This is a genomic window from Limnobacter thiooxidans (genome assembly GCF_036323495.1).
GTDB classification, from domain to species: domain Bacteria; phylum Pseudomonadota; class Gammaproteobacteria; order Burkholderiales; family Burkholderiaceae_B; genus Limnobacter; species Limnobacter thiooxidans.
Map to the genome: position 1 here is coordinate 2,326,971 of NZ_AP028947.1, position 15,069 is coordinate 2,342,039.

15 protein-coding genes and 1 riboswitch are annotated in these 15,069 nt (G+C 51.7%); of the genes, 4 read left to right on the plus strand and 11 right to left on the minus strand.

Annotation, left to right across the window (positions count from 1 at the left end):
* Window positions 1–39: 39 nt before the first annotated feature.
* A complete protein-coding gene (locus RGQ30_RS10590) occupies window positions 40–723 on the minus strand; it encodes a thioredoxin fold domain-containing protein (protein ID WP_130555949.1) in 684 nt (227 codons plus the stop codon).
* Here RGQ30_RS10590 and RGQ30_RS10595 point away from each other — a divergent pair.
* The 3 genes from RGQ30_RS10595 (at window position 722) to RGQ30_RS10605 (ending at window position 3,485) form a co-directional block, all read left to right on the plus strand.
* Entirely contained in the window at window positions 722–1,390 is a 669-nt protein-coding gene (locus tag RGQ30_RS10595) for an OmpW/AlkL family protein (RefSeq protein ID WP_338284393.1), read from the plus strand. The two genes, RGQ30_RS10590 and RGQ30_RS10595, sit on opposite strands and share 2 nt — an antisense overlap.
* Window positions 1,391–1,624: 234 nt before the next feature.
* Window positions 1,625–1,739, plus strand: a riboswitch (yybP-ykoY riboswitch).
* 105 nt (window positions 1,740–1,844) lie between these two features.
* A complete protein-coding gene (locus RGQ30_RS10600; protein ID WP_130555948.1) occupies window positions 1,845–2,423 on the plus strand; it encodes a TMEM165/GDT1 family protein in 579 nt (192 codons plus the stop codon).
* A 45-nt stretch (window positions 2,424–2,468) separates the two neighbouring features.
* Window positions 2,469–3,485: a class I SAM-dependent methyltransferase gene (locus tag RGQ30_RS10605; RefSeq protein WP_130555947.1), complete on the plus strand. Its 1,017-nt coding sequence runs from the start codon at window positions 2,469–2,471 to the stop codon at window positions 3,483–3,485.
* Window positions 3,486–3,525: 40 nt separating this feature from the next.
* On the opposite strand, the gene RGQ30_RS10610 is transcribed toward RGQ30_RS10605, so the two are convergent.
* Genes RGQ30_RS10610 through RGQ30_RS10640 form a run of 7 tightly spaced genes read right to left on the minus strand, consistent with a single transcriptional unit; the run spans window position 3,526 to window position 9,829 of the window.
* Window positions 3,526–4,917, minus strand: coding sequence for an ATP-binding protein (locus tag RGQ30_RS10610; RefSeq protein WP_298215983.1), 1,392 nt, complete (start codon window positions 4,915–4,917; stop codon window positions 3,526–3,528).
* A 4-nt stretch (window positions 4,918–4,921) separates the two neighbouring features.
* Window positions 4,922–5,593, minus strand: a complete 672-nt coding sequence (locus tag RGQ30_RS10615; RefSeq protein WP_130555945.1) for a response regulator transcription factor — start codon at window positions 5,591–5,593, stop codon at window positions 4,922–4,924.
* 43 nt (window positions 5,594–5,636) lie between these two features.
* Window positions 5,637–6,278 carry a tetratricopeptide repeat protein gene (locus RGQ30_RS10620; RefSeq protein ID WP_130555944.1) on the minus strand — a complete coding sequence of 214 codons (642 nt, stop codon included), beginning with the start codon at window positions 6,276–6,278 and terminating at the stop codon, window positions 5,637–5,639.
* Window positions 6,275–7,078: an SDR family oxidoreductase gene (locus RGQ30_RS10625; RefSeq protein WP_130555943.1), complete on the minus strand. Its 804-nt coding sequence runs from the start codon at window positions 7,076–7,078 to the stop codon at window positions 6,275–6,277. Before RGQ30_RS10625 ends, RGQ30_RS10620 begins: the two co-directional genes overlap by 4 nt.
* Window positions 7,075–7,761 (minus strand): iron-containing redox enzyme family protein, encoded by a 687-nt coding sequence (locus RGQ30_RS10630; protein WP_130555942.1) that lies wholly within the window; start codon window positions 7,759–7,761, stop codon window positions 7,075–7,077. Before RGQ30_RS10630 ends, RGQ30_RS10625 begins: the two co-directional genes overlap by 4 nt.
* Window positions 7,758–9,239: an AMP-binding protein gene (locus RGQ30_RS10635; protein WP_130555941.1), complete on the minus strand. Its 1,482-nt coding sequence runs from the start codon at window positions 9,237–9,239 to the stop codon at window positions 7,758–7,760. The genes RGQ30_RS10630 and RGQ30_RS10635 overlap by 4 nt, the downstream gene beginning before the upstream one ends.
* The gene (locus RGQ30_RS10640; protein ID WP_130555940.1) at window positions 9,236–9,829 is read right to left on the minus strand and encodes a thermostable hemolysin; all 594 of its coding nucleotides are present in this window, start codon (window positions 9,827–9,829) and stop codon (window positions 9,236–9,238) included. Before RGQ30_RS10640 ends, RGQ30_RS10635 begins: the two co-directional genes overlap by 4 nt.
* A 99-nt stretch (window positions 9,830–9,928) precedes the next feature.
* Between RGQ30_RS10640 and RGQ30_RS10645 the strand changes: the two genes are divergently transcribed.
* A complete protein-coding gene (locus RGQ30_RS10645; RefSeq protein ID WP_130555939.1) occupies window positions 9,929–10,603 on the plus strand; it encodes a phosphatase PAP2 family protein in 675 nt (224 codons plus the stop codon).
* Here RGQ30_RS10645 and RGQ30_RS10650 read toward each other — a convergent pair.
* From RGQ30_RS10650 to RGQ30_RS10660, 3 genes are all read right to left on the minus strand, one after another.
* Window positions 10,593–12,248 (minus strand): phosphoethanolamine transferase, encoded by a 1,656-nt coding sequence (locus RGQ30_RS10650; RefSeq protein ID WP_130555938.1) that lies wholly within the window; start codon window positions 12,246–12,248, stop codon window positions 10,593–10,595. The two genes, RGQ30_RS10645 and RGQ30_RS10650, sit on opposite strands and share 11 nt — an antisense overlap.
* A gap of 87 nt (window positions 12,249–12,335) precedes the next feature.
* Complete coding sequence (locus RGQ30_RS10655; RefSeq protein ID WP_130555937.1) at window positions 12,336–13,826, minus strand: DUF5666 domain-containing protein; 1,491 nt, start codon at window positions 13,824–13,826, stop codon at window positions 12,336–12,338.
* Between the two features lie 82 nt (window positions 13,827–13,908).
* Window positions 13,909–15,048, minus strand: a complete 1,140-nt coding sequence (locus tag RGQ30_RS10660) for a TolC family protein (protein WP_338284394.1) — start codon at window positions 15,046–15,048, stop codon at window positions 13,909–13,911.
* Window positions 15,049–15,069: the final 21 nt, after the last annotated feature.

The following is a 15,069-nucleotide window of genomic DNA, read 5'->3' on the forward strand; positions in this document are numbered from 1 at the left end:
TCAGTGAAGTGGAAAACCGCCAGCGATTGGCGGTTTTCTTTATTGTTTCCTGAACGGCAATAGAGCCATGAATTCGTCAGGCTTCTTGTAGCCCATGACCTTTTTGACCACTTCATGCTGTGGACCCAGCACAAACAACGCGGGGGTTGCAAACACACCCAGTTTCTTGGCCAGCTCTTTTTCCGTATAGGTTTTCCCATCGACCCAGACCACGGGCAAATCGCCTTTCACATCAATTCCGATCACATCGAAATTACGCTGGATTTTTTCCTTGTTCGGTCCGGTGGTGAAATTGTCTTTCAGCAAATGTGCACAAAACGGACAGTTTTCAAGATGAAAAAATATCAGCAATCCCTTACCTGCAGAACGCGCTTCATCCACATCAGCAAGTATGTCCAGAAAACTGGATTTGAACCAACTTGGCATGTTGTAGTGCATCGGCTTGGCTTCAATTTCTTTGGCTTGGATTTGGATGGACAACAGCGCCAGAATCAGTCCAAAAATCAAACTCTGAAATGGGGTTTGCGCGAGGTTTCTCATTGTCTTGTTTGTAAATAAAAAAACAATCCCAGTGTAGCCCTTAAATGCGGAGTGGAAAACTTTCAATCGCATTGACAAGCGATGCCATTCATCAATCGCTTGATTTGGATCAAGGCGTGTAAAAGCGGGTTCTGCAACACTGAACTTATACACAACATCATTCATTGCAAGGGAGATCACCATGAAACACACCACACACAATCAAGCAACGTCAGTTTTAAAAACTGGTTTTGCCATGGCCTTGCTCGGGCTTGGTCTCGCCTGTTCAGCCCACGCTGCAGTAGACCAGCCATGGATGGTTCGCGTGCGGGCAGTGAACATGGACATGGCCAACCAGTCGGACCCGATCCCCGCCTTGGGCGTGACCGCGACGGACACAATCGAAGTCAGCGACAAGACCATACCTGAACTGGACATCAGCTATTTTTTCACACCCAACTGGGCTGCTGAATTGGTGTTGACCTACCCACAGAAACACGATGTCACACTGGTCAACAACGGTACCCGTACGGCCTTGGGAACTTTCAAACATCTCCCGCCGGTATTAAGCCTTCAATACCATTTCAAACCAGGTGCGAAGTTTCAACCCTATGCCGGCCTGGGTGTGAACTACACCAAAATTTCAAGCGTGAAACTGGCTGCAGGTGCCCAACCCCTTGAACTTGAGGGCCACAGCACCGGGTTGGCTTTCAATCTGGGTGCCGATTACCACCTTCAGGACAACATGTACCTGAATGTGGACATCAAGAAAGTGCAACTGCGAAGCGATGTATTGGCCAATGGCGCAGTGGTGTCGAAAGCCAAACTGGATCCCTTGCTGGTGGGCGTGGGTATCGGCTGGAGATTCTGAACAAGAGAGCGGGAAAAAAACTCCAGCTTGATTGAGGGCAAGCTGGAGATGAGAGAGGGTCAATAGTTGACCTTGAGATGACATTCTTCAGGTATCCGCGTTGAACTACGCCTGAAGACTGTTGACGAGAATTATCGGCGTATCAAAGCGCCTTGGGAATGCGACAAATCGTCACATGGAAATGTGAATTTTTGTTGCTGAAATTGATGTTGATTTTTACATGAATTCGAAATACCATCTGCGTACTCATTGGGGAGTAGCCTCTTTTCCGAAAGGAAAGGCTTACGTCAACACACTTGGCCTAACATCTTATACAGGCTATGGCGTAAGCGGTTCGATCCGCGAACTTTCAACAGTTCGCGAACTTGGCAAGACCTTTGACTACACAGCTTCCAGACTGGCCTGGAGGAGCTGTGCAGTCATTCGGTTTTTTTCCGGGCCCCAGGAACTTCAAATGTCGGCTTTTCTAGTATCAACCGGTGTCATTGCCCTCGCAGAAATCGGGGACAAAACACAGCTCCTTGCTTTTCTGCTCGCCACCCGGTTCAAAAAACCCATTCCAATCATTCTTGGCATCACAGTCGCTACGTTGATCAATCACGGCTTGGCTGGTGCTGTAGGCAGCTGGATCACCAACACAATCGATCCAGAAACCTTGCGCTGGATACTCGGTGTGTCGTTCCTTGCCATGGCCGTCTGGACACTGATCCCCGACAAGATCGAGGAAGAAGAAACCCAGCTTGCAACCAAGCTGGGCGTGTTCGGGGCAACCTTCATTACGTTCTTCCTGGCTGAGATGGGTGACAAAACCCAAATTGCCACCGTCGCCATGTCTGCCCATTACGGCGATGTGCTGATGGTCGTGGCAGGTACTACATTGGGCATGCTGATTGCTGATGTCCCTGCGGTATTTGCTGGCGACAAACTGTCCGAAAAAATTCCAATGAAACTGGTTCACCGCATCGCTGCAAGCATGTTCGCATTGCTGGGTGTGGCGACCCTGTTGGGTGTTGGTACTGATTTTGCTTTTTAAATTTTACTTTTCCTTCAATACGAAGTTAATAACAAGGAGACTTCGATGAGTTCATGTCGTTTGTGCAATTCGTCATTCATTCAAAGCTGGACTGCCCAGGATGCAAAATCGGGAGAAACACTGTCGATGGCATTGTGTGGTGGTTGCGGTTTGGTGCAACAGGCTGTTCTACCCACCGATGAAGCGCTAAAAATCTATTACTCACACAACTACAGGGAAGACTACAAGTCCACCCACCAACCCAAGGCCAAGTATGTGTACCGTGCAGGCCAGTCAGCCAGAGACAGGCTGGCATTCATTGAGCGCGCCGGTATAAATCCCCAAGACAAAAGGCTGCTGGACATTGGTGCAGGGGGCGGTGAATTCTGCTACATGGCGGGCAAGGCTGGCTTTGGTGCGGCGGGAATCGAGCCCCATGTAGGTTATTCCGACTATGCGCGCCAGCAATATGATGTTGCTGTTCGCACCTGTGGTATCGAAGAACTCGGTCACAGTGAAGTGGATGTTGTGACCATGTTTCATGTTTTCGAACACTTGGCTCACCCCACCGATGCAGTGAAAAAAATATGGTCGGTGTTAAGTGAGCAAGGCAATCTCGTGATTGAAGTCCCCAACATTCACCAGTCCGATGCCAGCCCTCACAACATCTACTTCAAGGCACATCTTTTCTACTATTCACGATTCAGCCTGATGGCTGCTGTCAGCCAATACTTTGAACTGGTGGCACTGGAAGACAACAACAACCTCTTCATGGCGTTCAGGAAGCGCGCCCAGCCACTTCAGTCCATGGTCCTACCTTCGGCCGCTCAAATCATGCAAACACAAATCCGGCTGAACCAGAAAGGCTGGACCGAGTACCTGGTAGAAGGTGGAGGCTGGAAAAAGGTATTTCTGCGGGCAGCCAAAACAGTGGGAGAATCGCGACTGGGCAAATTGCCTGCGCGCGGCATTCTCGACAAAGTGTGGGAAAAAAGGCAGAAACAAAAACAGCCTTCTTGGTTGTGGTTGAGCACTGGTGGTGGGCTGATAGTCGCGATGGAGCTTTGCCTGAACCTGTTCTAGAAAGGACTGGTCGTCTTACGAAGTTCAGCCTGACACTGGATTACTCAATAGGCATTTCCACCGAGAACTCAATACCTTCTTGCGCGGAATTCCGAGTCAACTCCAGTGTCCAGCCATGCAGTTGTGCCACTTCACGGGCAATGGCCAATCCCAGGCCATTGCCTTTGGCACGCGTGTCTGCGGGTCGATAGTAGGGTTCAAACAAGCGGGGCACTTCCTGCACAGGTATGGGCAAGGCACTGTTTGCAAAACGAATACAGGCATGTTTGGTTTCAGGCTGAATCTGCAAATGAACCCGCACTGGTTCATCCGGCTTGCTGCTGTGCTTACAGGCGTTGTCCAGCAGGTTTCTCAGCAAAATTTCAAGCAACCCCCGCTGCGCTTTTACTTGTACGGGCTGTTCAGGCAAATCCAGTTGAATTTGCAAGCCGCTGCCCTCAAGGGTAGCTTGCTGGCTACTCACCAGGTAGGTCAATTCTTCAGCAAGGTCAACCAACACCTCCGGCTCGCCCTGCGCATCTACGCTGATTCGGCTGTAGGTCAGCATTTGCTCTACCAGGTGCTTGGTACGACTCATGCCGGTCAGAAGAAATGCCAATGAAATGTCGCGCTCTTCATCATCTTTTGCATTGGCAGCGTTCTCGGCATGAACACTCATGGCGGCCAGTGGCGTTCTCAGTTCGTGAGCGGCAGAATCGGTGAAGCGCTGCTCCCGAGCCAAGGCACTGGCCATTCTGTTCAAAAGACTGTTCAAGGCTTTGACAACTGGCAGCAATTCTTCCGGTGTTTCCTCCAAGGCCAGGGTTGAGTTATCCTTCGGATCACGCTGCTCAATCGAATCGGCCAGCTTGGCCAAGGGCCGAAAACCAATCATCACGATCAAGTTGACCAGCAACAGCAACACCACGAAACCTGCCAGCAAGGGCATGCTGAGTGTCAGCCCCACGTCGTTGGCTATTTCACGACGCAAGCCCACCTCTTCCGCTACTTCGATCCAGACATCATTGCTTTTCAACGTGAAGACATGCCAGGACCTGCCCGCAGACTCTTTCTCCCAAAAACCAGCCTTGAGTGGTCCCAGGCGATCCTCTGGTGCAAACTCGGAGCGCACCAGCAAACGTCCATCGGCACTCCAGACCTGAAAGGCCAGCTTGGTTTCATAAGGGTGACCCAGGTTCGAATTCACCTCGGGATCCGTCTCACTCAGCCCCTCGGGCAAATAGATGACCACTGGCTTTTCAATGGTGGCATGTTCGACCTGCCGGGCCAGCAGGGTTTCCAGCACCCGTGCTGAAGTGGCCAATCGTGCACTGAAGATTTCGTCGGCCTCGTGCAGGGCCACCCTGTAGCTGATGATCGCAGCCATGCTCATGATGACGATCAAGGCCAGTACCAGTGCAAATAGAATCCGCTTGCGCATGGAGTAGTTCATGCTGTCATTGCCCTGAAAGATTTGGGTCGATTCGATAACCCACGCCCCGCAATGTCTTGATGACATCGCTGTAAAGCTTCTTGCGAATGTTGTGCACGTAGACATCAATTGCATTGCTGCCCAAATCAGAGGTCCAGCCATACAAAGATTCTTCGAGTTGCTCGCGGGTGAAAACCTGCCGCGGGTTCTCCATCAATTTTTTGAGCAAACTGAATTCACGGCGTTGCAGGGTCACTTCCTGGCCGTTGTAGATCACGCGTAACCCGGCCAAGTCCAACTCAATTTGCCCCATGCGCAGCACATTGGTGGCTGAACCGCTGGTGCGCCGTTCTATGGCATGAATTCTGGCGAACAACTCTTCCAGCTCGAAGGGTTTGACCAGGTAATCGTCAGCCCCTACATTCAAGCCGTCAATCCTGTTCTGAGTGGTGCCGCGCGCACTCAAAATGATGGTGGGGGTCAGCCTGTGCTGGGCACGCAATTTACCCAACACTTCCAGCCCATCCATGCCGGGCAGACCCAGGTCAAGAATAATGAGGTCAAACGGATTGTCGAGCGCGGCATTGAGTGCATCCCGACCGTTGTTGATCCAGTCCACCTGATAAGCCCGCCGGCGTAGCGCCTCGCGAACGCCGTTCGCTATCAGTTCATCATCCTCAACCAGCAGTACTCTCAATTTTCAAAACCTTGATCTGTGACACATTCACAGTGTAATTGGATCAGGATTTTCCAGACTTGATTTTTGCAAGCAAGGCATTGATTTCTTTGCGACGCCCTTCATCCGCAGATTCACGGCCTGGGCGTGCTGGTGCTTGAAGCGCTTTTTTCAAGGCTGCTTCAGCATCGGCAGTTCGACCATCGCGAAACAGAAAATCGCCATAAAAGTAGTTGGGATCAATGCCATTTGGATTGACGCTCAAACCCAGTTTGAGAAACTCTTCCGCCTTTTTGTCATCGCCAAAGCCAAGGGGCCAACCAGGAACCTGGTAGTACAATGAACCCAGGCTGGTATAGGCAGAACCATCCAGCGCCTTGGGATTCAGGGCGATGGCACTTTCAAGCGACACTTTGGCCTCTTTCACCAGACTCAATGCCCCCAAGCCACCCACATTGCCCGCATAACTGCCCAGCACAATGCCTTGCCAGATCAATGCGTCTGCGTCTTTGGGATTCTGGGCAACCAGGCTGCGGGACTGCTCAGCCAGTTTACCGAGGTGGGTTTCCTTGGCCTTGCCCGAATCCTGGTACATGGCTTGCGCCCACTCGGTTTGAAGTCGTTGCACTTCTTCGCTGGGCGCAGCCCATGCGAATTGAGTCAGCGTAATCAGACCAAGGGCAAATTTATTCAGGTACTTTTTCATGGTGCACTCCAATATCTTTCAATGGTGGGTAGTTGTTTGTGAATTGCGTTGTCGTTAATGCGCGGAAACAGCTGGTTAAGGAAGACAAACAGACGCTCGGGAAAGCCCAGTTTCATATCGAACCGGTCGCTTTGAAGCAACTTGATCAATTGGGTTGCTACAAACTCCGGTGTGTCGGTCGACACGCCCAGTTCGGTATTCAGCTCTTCCACAGCACCCTTGTTGATGGCTGTGGCAGTCGCCCTAGGTGCCAGGTACTTCACTTTCAATGAAGTGTGTGAAAGTTCACGTGCCAAAGCCTGTGCATAGCCACGCAGACCAAACTTGCTGGCGCAGTATGCAGCGTTGCCCGGGTAGCCGATGTAACCGAAAATCGAGCCCACCTGAATGATCTGGGCCTTGTCCTGTGACAACAAGGCAGGCAAGAGCACCTTGGTCAGGTGCATGGGCGCAAGCAGATTCGTTTCGATGATCTCGGTCTGCGCGCTTGCGTCCGAGGCATTGACCGAACCAAAATGGTTGATTCCTGCGTTGTTGACCAACAGGTTGATTTGGGCCTCTTGTGCGTAGCTGGCAATTTCCCGCCGATACTGCGTATCCAGCAAATCACCACTCAAACAAACCACCGACAGTTCTGGAAATTCTTTCAGCAACTCCATGCGGATCTGGTTCAGTGCAGATGCATTTCGACCCAGCAACAACAGGCTTTCGGAATGCCTGGCCAGCTGCAAAGCCATCGCGCGGCCTATGCCACCTGTTGCGCCAGTCAATATGGTGCGGTAAGCATTGAGCTGACTCATGCGGCAACCTCATCAAAAATTGCATCGCTGTTGGCCTGGGGCAAGGAACGGAACATTTCACCGTACAGGTGATAAATCGCGTGTGCCGTATCCACCACTGCAGCTTGATCTTCTGGTGCTGTCAGCTGATTCATCAGCACTTCAAAAAACTTCACGTGCTCAAGATCAAGACTGCCGTGCGAAGTGAGGTAGGAAAACGCGGAATCCGGCAAGGCCAGGTTGACCTGAATTTTCTCGGCAGCCAGGGTGGCCAGCGCGGTGCTTGTTCCTTCCAGCACATGAACCATGCCGAAAAATCCGACCGGGTTTTTGCGGTCAACCTGGTGATACGCATAGGCCACCATGGCTTGGGTAGTAATGTGTGGTTGCGCGTTGGCCACAGCCACTGGATCGCCACCGGCTGCCTTGATGTCGTTCAAGATCCACTGTTCGTGGCCATACTCTTCATCAATGTATTCAGCAATGGCTTTCTTCAGCCATTCGTGTCGTGCATCAAGCCGACTGCCACACGCCATCAGCAAAGGCACTGTGTGCTTGACGTGGTGATAAGCCTGGGCGAGGAAGGCAAGGTATTGCCCGCGCGTGACATCGCCGCGCAGTGCTTCCTGAATAATGGCAGATTGAATCAGCTGGTAGCGACTGCGCTCTGTTTCAGCCTGAAGCGTTTGAAAAAATGGACTCATGCAGTTTCTCCGTTGAGTTGACTGTTGTAGGCGTGCCAAATGGCATCGCGTCGAATGCGGCCATTGGCCGTGCAAAGACCGTTGTTGAATGAGAAAGGCTCGGGAACGAGCAAATGTTGAACAATGCGCGCGTAATCAGGCAGTTGCGCATTGACGGTGTCCAGGGCGTTCTGAACCTTGTTTGAATCTGTGGGGTTGCGAAGAACCAGCATGGCGGCAAGGCCTGTTTGCCCTTCACCAAACACAGCCGCTTGCAGGAACAGACCCGTGGAAAGAAGAATTCCCTCTGGCCATTCCGGGCTGATGTTTCGACCAAAACCGGTGATGATCAAATTCTTCTTTCGACCTTGAATACTCAGGAAGCCGTCTTCGTCCAGAGCACCCAGATCACCTGTCGGCAACCACTCGCCCACACAGTGGGTTGGTTCGCTATTTGTCTTTAGCTCATGCAGATAGCCACTGAAATGGCGCCCCTTCACCCAAATTTCCTGATTGGCATCCACACGCACCTGCACACCGGCAATCGGCTTGCCCACAGTGCCGGGCTTGGTATTGGCGGGCGTATTGAGGCAAACAACCGATGCGCATTCGCTTAAACCGTAGCCTTCATAGACGGGCAAACTGAACATTCTTGCCAGGGTGAGCAAACCCATGGGCACCTTGCCACCGCCAACCGCGATGAACTTGAGCGACTTCAAACGGGGATCCCCTGGCGCACTGGCCTGCAAAAGCGCCATCAACATCTGTGGCAACAGGATGATGCTTTCCGCCTGGTACTTCTCAATGGTATTGAGGCACTGGTTCGCATCAAAAGACGACGCGCCTTTCAAACCGGTTTCTTCCAGTGGCGGACAAATGATGTCTGCGCCAGCCATCATGGGTGCATACACACCTGCAATATTTTCGAGCAACACGCTGAAAGGCAACAGGCACAGGTGGCGTTCAATTTTCAAACTTGCTGTGGCTTGGTTCAGCCCACTGGCCACAGCAAGTTGCTGGGCCTGTGTCAGGCACACGCCCTTTGGGTCACCGGTGGTACCTGAAGTAAATGTAATTTTCTGGATGTTGGGTGGCGTGGCATCGCCCAGCTTCACGCGGCGCATGCACAGCATCGGCGCCTCCAGATCCTGTGGCGTCAGCACAAAACCCAATTTCTGGCCGCGCTGACCGTGGTCTGTCACCAAGGTTGAAATTCCGGCTTCAACAATGGCATGTTCCAGTTGCTGATCCGTGAAAAATGAAGGCAAAGGCACCAGCGGAATATTCAAGCTTGCACAGGCCATGTCCAGCGGAATCCAGGCTGGGCAATTGTCAGCGAGAATGGCGACGGCATGGCCTGTGGCCTGCGTACGTTGCAGGTAGTCCACCCAGGCTTGAACCTGACTTCTCAATTGGCTTGCCGACAGGGATTGATCCAGGCTGCTGATTACACGGCCTGAGTATTCACCCAACAAAAACTTAAAATTCTCGGTATTCATTGATGAGCCCCCAAACGAGCATGACCCAACTGAATATCGCCGATTGCCACAAATGGAGTTTGGGCGTAGTAGCTGCCCCAGGCGGCAGGGTTTTTTACACGCTCGGGCAGTGCTGGCGCCAGAATAACCGGCGACAAACCGAGACGCTTGAAGCTGTTGATGAGGCTGCGAGTTGCCGTGAATGCCACCCAGCGACGGCCCTCCTTGTGAAGGTGCTGAGTCATCAGTTCAATCAACATCCTGGCCCCACCTGCATGGGTTGCAGCGAGGTTGCCGACTTCTGCAATGTCTGAACGTTGAATTTCGAGCCCCAGCTGTTGCTGCACATGTTGTTCAAGTGGCAAATCCAGATATTGTTCGAGGAACAGCGTGCCCTCTTCGGCCAGGTTGTAACCCGCTGCCGCACACAACTGCCCTTGAGGGGTACACACACCAAGCAAGTGATCACAGAATGTTTCTATACTTGCGTTGTAATGGTGTGCAAACGTGTGCACAATAAACCGCCGAATATCATCTTCTTCGCAACGCAAATCGGAAAGAACGGCCTGTGCTGTTTGTGGCTGGCGTGTGTGATAATCAAGTGGCTTCATGCGCGGTTCCTGGGAATCTATGCACGAAGAGTAGGCCCCGAAAATTAAGGCTGAATTAACTTTTGAAAACGGGCAAAATTTTTTGTCCCTCCAGATCTGATGCAAAAAAATAGTATCTCCCCGGTCCAATGGGCAAGCTGGCTCCTGTTTGGGCTGCTGATTGTCTGGCTGAATCGTTATAGCGACTGGGACACCCAATTAAGCCAAATCTTTTTCGATACTCAATCGAATTCTTTTCCCATCAAACAAAACCGCTTGGTGACCTTGATCTTTCATGAAGGCATGCGTTGGTTGACTGCCGCGCTTTGGCTTGGGCTGCTGATAGTCGCATTGCTTCCAAAATCCAAAGGCGCTGTTCGTCTGGAAATTGCACATATTCTTGTGGTCAGCCTGCTGGCTGCCTTGGCGGTTAGTTTGTTGAAATCAGGATCGGCACACAGCTGCCCTTGGGACCTTGCCCAATATGGTGGAACGGCTGATTACCACCGGCTTTTTGAAGACACGGGGAATTTCGGCAACGCCGGGCCGGGAAAATGTTTTCCCAGCGGGCATGCCTCAACAGCATTCATGTGGATTGTGTTGCTTTACAGCCCTTTGCCCTGGCTGGCCAATCGCCGGAGATGGATTGGCATGCTGCTGTTATCGGCAGGGCTGTTGGCCAGTGGCGTTCAAATCATGAAAGGGGCTCATTTCCTGAGCCACGTGCTGGCAACCGCCTGGGTTTGTTGGGGAGTCGCCTTGATCTGCAGAAAGGTGTACAACATCAAGGCTTGAGCTTCTCCCTGCTGGACACCATCGCATCATTGTGACTTTGCTCGATCACCTTGCGACTTTGCATGCAGGTACTGGTATCCAGTTCATAGGCCAGCAACAAGGTGCAGAACAGTGCATCGTGTGTCAACTGGTCTTTCTCGTAAGGACGCAAGTCTGAAAGCGTGTAGTCAAACTGGGAACCAAACCAGACCACCGATGCAACATGCGTCTGTGCTTTGGGTGCAAAGGCCTTGGGGGCACCATGCAGGTACATCCCATATTCGCCAAGCGATTCACCATGGTCGCTGACATACAGCATGGCGGTTTCATGAGATTTGTCGTAACGCTTCAAAAGCCCGATCACCTGACTCAAGAAATAATCGGTGTACCGAATGGCGTTGTCATAAGCGTTGTCGATCTCTTCCTGGCTGCACTTGGACAATTCATTGGTTTTACACACCGGCTTGAAATGCTCAAACTCCTTGGGGTAACGCTTGTAGTACGCAGGGCCGTGATTTCCCATTTGGTGGAGCACAATCAGAAGGTCTTTGCCTGGCCTGCTGTTGATGTAGTTTTCCAGATCATGCAGCATGCCCACATCACGGCATTCTTCGTCGCAAATCGGGTTTTTTGCACTGCTGCGGAAATCCTCGTAGTCCACCCGAAGCGCCACACCCTTGCTGTCTGAATTGTTGTCTCGCCACAGCACTTCAACACCATTTCTTTTCAGAACGTCCAGCGAATTTTCCAAAGTGCCGGATTTTTCAATCGAAAAATGGGTTTCGGTCAAATTTGAGAACATGCAGGGCACTGACACCGCAGTGGAGGTGCCGCACGAGGAGACATTTTTTAGGCTGATGAGTTCTTCTTTTTCAAGATTCGGGTTGGTCTGTCGCGGATAACCATTCAATGAAAAACGGTCTGCGCGAGCTGTTTCACCCACAACCAGAATAATCAGTTCTCTGTGTTCTTCACTTTCAAGTATCTCGGTGGGCTTTGCATCTGTGGCCACAGGAGAAATGATTTTCTCGCCTTGGTCCTTGAACATTCTCCCCGCCAAACTGACCGCAGAATAAGTGACATAAGTGGGGTTGGCATAAAACCGAACGGTTTTGTGCTCACGGAAAAAACTGGCATAGCTGGAGGTGAATGGGGCAATACACGCCGCCATGAAAAGAACAAGCAACACACCAGAGAATAGCATTCCTCTTAGTTCTGCCGCATGCCCCAGCGAACGGGGTTTGAATCGAATCAGCAAGATGGCAGGAATCAACCCCAGGAACGCAAGGCGCAAGACCATGCTTAAACTGAGTAGATCACCCGCCTCTGACATATTGGTCTGAAGCATGTTGATCAACATTTCATCATTCAACACCGTGCCGTACTTGTCCATGAAATAGGCTGTGGCGCTGGATATCAGCAGAAACACGGCAAGAACAGGCGCTGTGAAGGTGCTGTACGCCACCAGATTCAACAGGAATGCCGTGGCAGCAGTGAACAGGCAGAATACCGAGAGCAAAAAAGCCCAATGACCTTGTTCGAGAGAATATATGCCGGCAACACGTTCCAAAAACGTGATGTTTCCAGTGAGCATGATGAAAACAGAAACCAGTAAAACGAGGCGCTGATTGGGCGTGACCCACGCCCCCAGTGAATTCAACTTCATTTTGATACCTTGTAAAGCAAACTACGTCCAGATGTCAGAACACCCGGTATTGCGTAAACAACACACGGGTATTCAAGTGACTTATCCTTAATCCTCAAATTCAAGCTCGGAAGCCTGAAACACCTGATTGGCATCCAGCGCACCCTTTACTTCGACACGGTCACCATTGCTCAACTGCGACAGATTTCCGTCTTTAAAACGCGTGTTCTGAACAGAAACCCGTGTGCCGTTCAATGTGAACTCCTGGGCTGCGCTGTTGTAGTTGGAGACCACGCCTTCCATCTCGAAACGGTTTCCGGAGAAATCCTTATCATTGTCGTCACCGTCGTTTCGATTGGCCGACTTGCACTCGATCTTGCTGGCCTGAATCACGCCGTTGCTCAACACACCCTTGACTTCTACATAAGGCGTTGAGCCCATGGTCGAAATACCGCACACATTGGTTGTGCCCTGGTTGATCGCGCGGGAAAACACCACGCTTTGTCCCTGGATAGTGAATGTCAGCGTGTTGGAATTGCCTGAATAGGCTCCATTGCCCGCAACGCCATAAAACTCGTAACGCCCACCCCTGCTGCTTTCCCGTGCCTCTTCGGTTTCCACCTTGGTGGCCATTAGCACACCGTTGCTCAACACACCTTTCACTTCAACGCGATTGCCCACAGCCAGTGTGGTTAAACCTTCATAGCGAGCTGCAGACACATCAATCGTCAAGCCGGCGAGCGTGAATGTTGCAGGGTTCTGATCGCCTGCATCGGATTCCACAAAGCCGGTTACTTCAACCTGGTCTGTGCGGGTATTGAGCTTGTTCTGTATACCCTTGACCTGAACCGAGTTGGCTACAATTGTGGCAGTACCGTTCATGGCATAAACCGGATCTTGTGTGGCCTTGAAGCGAACTGCCACGCCATTGGCCAAGGTGCCTTGCACCATGACATTGGCGTAGTTCACTGTCAGGTCACCAATGGTGAATGTTTTTGCTGTGGTGTTGAGATTACCGACCAAGCCACGGCCTTCAATACCGGATTCCAGCGAGGCCTTTCCGCTTTGCTCTTCCACCAGCGTGGCCAGATATTGACCATCGGACTGACGTACGGCATACACCTCGACATAATCACCAGCCAGAATTTGAGCCAGACTGCCGGGAACGGAAGACGATTCGGTTTTAAACACGGTTGTGGTGTCGACTGAAAAATTCTGACCCAACAAAGAGAAAGTATTTGCGCCAACAGATTGAACAGGGCCTGAGAACTCGCGAACCAGATTGATTTGAGTGGCCGTGCCTGTCAGACCATCTGGATTGGTATCGCCCGCCACCAGGACCACCTGCCCAAGACCCAATTTACTCTGCGGAAAGGTATGGCCATCTTCATCAGTCACCGATGAGCCCAAGGTGGACATGCGCACACCGTTCACAACCACCGATCCCAAGCCTTGGACTGGACCCAGCAATTGGGTTGAAGCTGGGCTCGTGTTAGTACCGTTGGCGGCAGTGCTGGAGCCCCCACCGCCGCCGCAGGCTGCAAGAACAAGACTGCTGGAGAAGGCCACAGCAAGAGAGATTGGCAATTGTCGATTCATTTTTGATTCCAGAGAGGTTCAACGAATCGGCAGAATGCCGGGTAAAAATTAAGAGATCCTTAAACAATTGAAGATCAGGATTTCAAGGCAAAAGTCCCATGGCCTGTCGGTAGGCAGATACCTTGGCGGCATACTCGATTGTCGCCTTGCTGTTCAAACGGTTTGCTTCGACTGCGGTCTGTTCCAGCCGAATCAATGTGGCCAGATCGGTTTCGCCCAATTCAAATGCTTTTTTATGCAGCTCGTACACTTTCTGGGACAGATTGGCTTGTGCTGTGGCGGCAAGTCTCAGCCGGGAAAACAATTCAAGCTCGCTTTCTGCAAGCCGGCTTCTTGAGCCCAAATTGCGTTGTGTGTTCAGCAGCCGCGCGTTTGCTGCCGTTTCGTTGGCTTGAGCTTCCAGCACACGGCTTTTGTATTCAGATGAACTACCCAACGGAATTCTCGTTGAGAGTACCAGCGACTTGTCTTGCCCACTGAAAAAAGCTGCCCGCTCCGAAATCAATGCCAACCCGATTTCCGGATTGGGTCTGGACTGTGTGGCTGTAAGCTTCTTTTGAGACTGGTTGAGAACAAGTTGTGCTTGCGCGAGTTTCAGGCTTGGGTGATCGGCAACCTTCACACCTTCAGAGATTGTTGCATTTTCCGGCAAATACTTCTCGACTGTGCTTGCTTGCAAACCAACGCCTGCAAAGTAACTGGCCTTTGCCTGTTCAAGCAAGCCCATTGCTCGCGCCTGCTCAGCTTCGGCTTGCGACAGCAACACACGCGCTTGCATCAAGTCGGTTTCAGCAAGCTCACCCGCATTGACCCGCTTGTTCACGCTGGCAAGTAGATCACTGACTGAAGCGAAACGAAGCTTGGCAATATCAACATCCACCTGCGCAGCCTGAAGATCCCACACCAGCTGGCGAACCTGTCCGGCAATTTCGAGTTTCGTTTGCTCAAGCTGCAATTGCGCTTCCTGAATTTCAGCATCGCGAACGGTCTGCGTGGACGACTTTTCATTCCAGTTCCAGACCGGTGCAGATACACCCAGTGTCAGTTCCCGCAGTCCCTGGTCATTGTGAAGTGAGTCCGTGCGATATGCACCCTCCACTGTGAGGGGCTGCGAAGTCAGCGAACTGGCCGCCTCTCGGCGAGAGGTCAGCGATTGAATCCTGTACTGTGCCGCCTTAATCTCTGGACTGAGTAAGAGTGCAGATTGAAACGCATCGCGCATTGTGAGCTCGTGCGCTGTGAG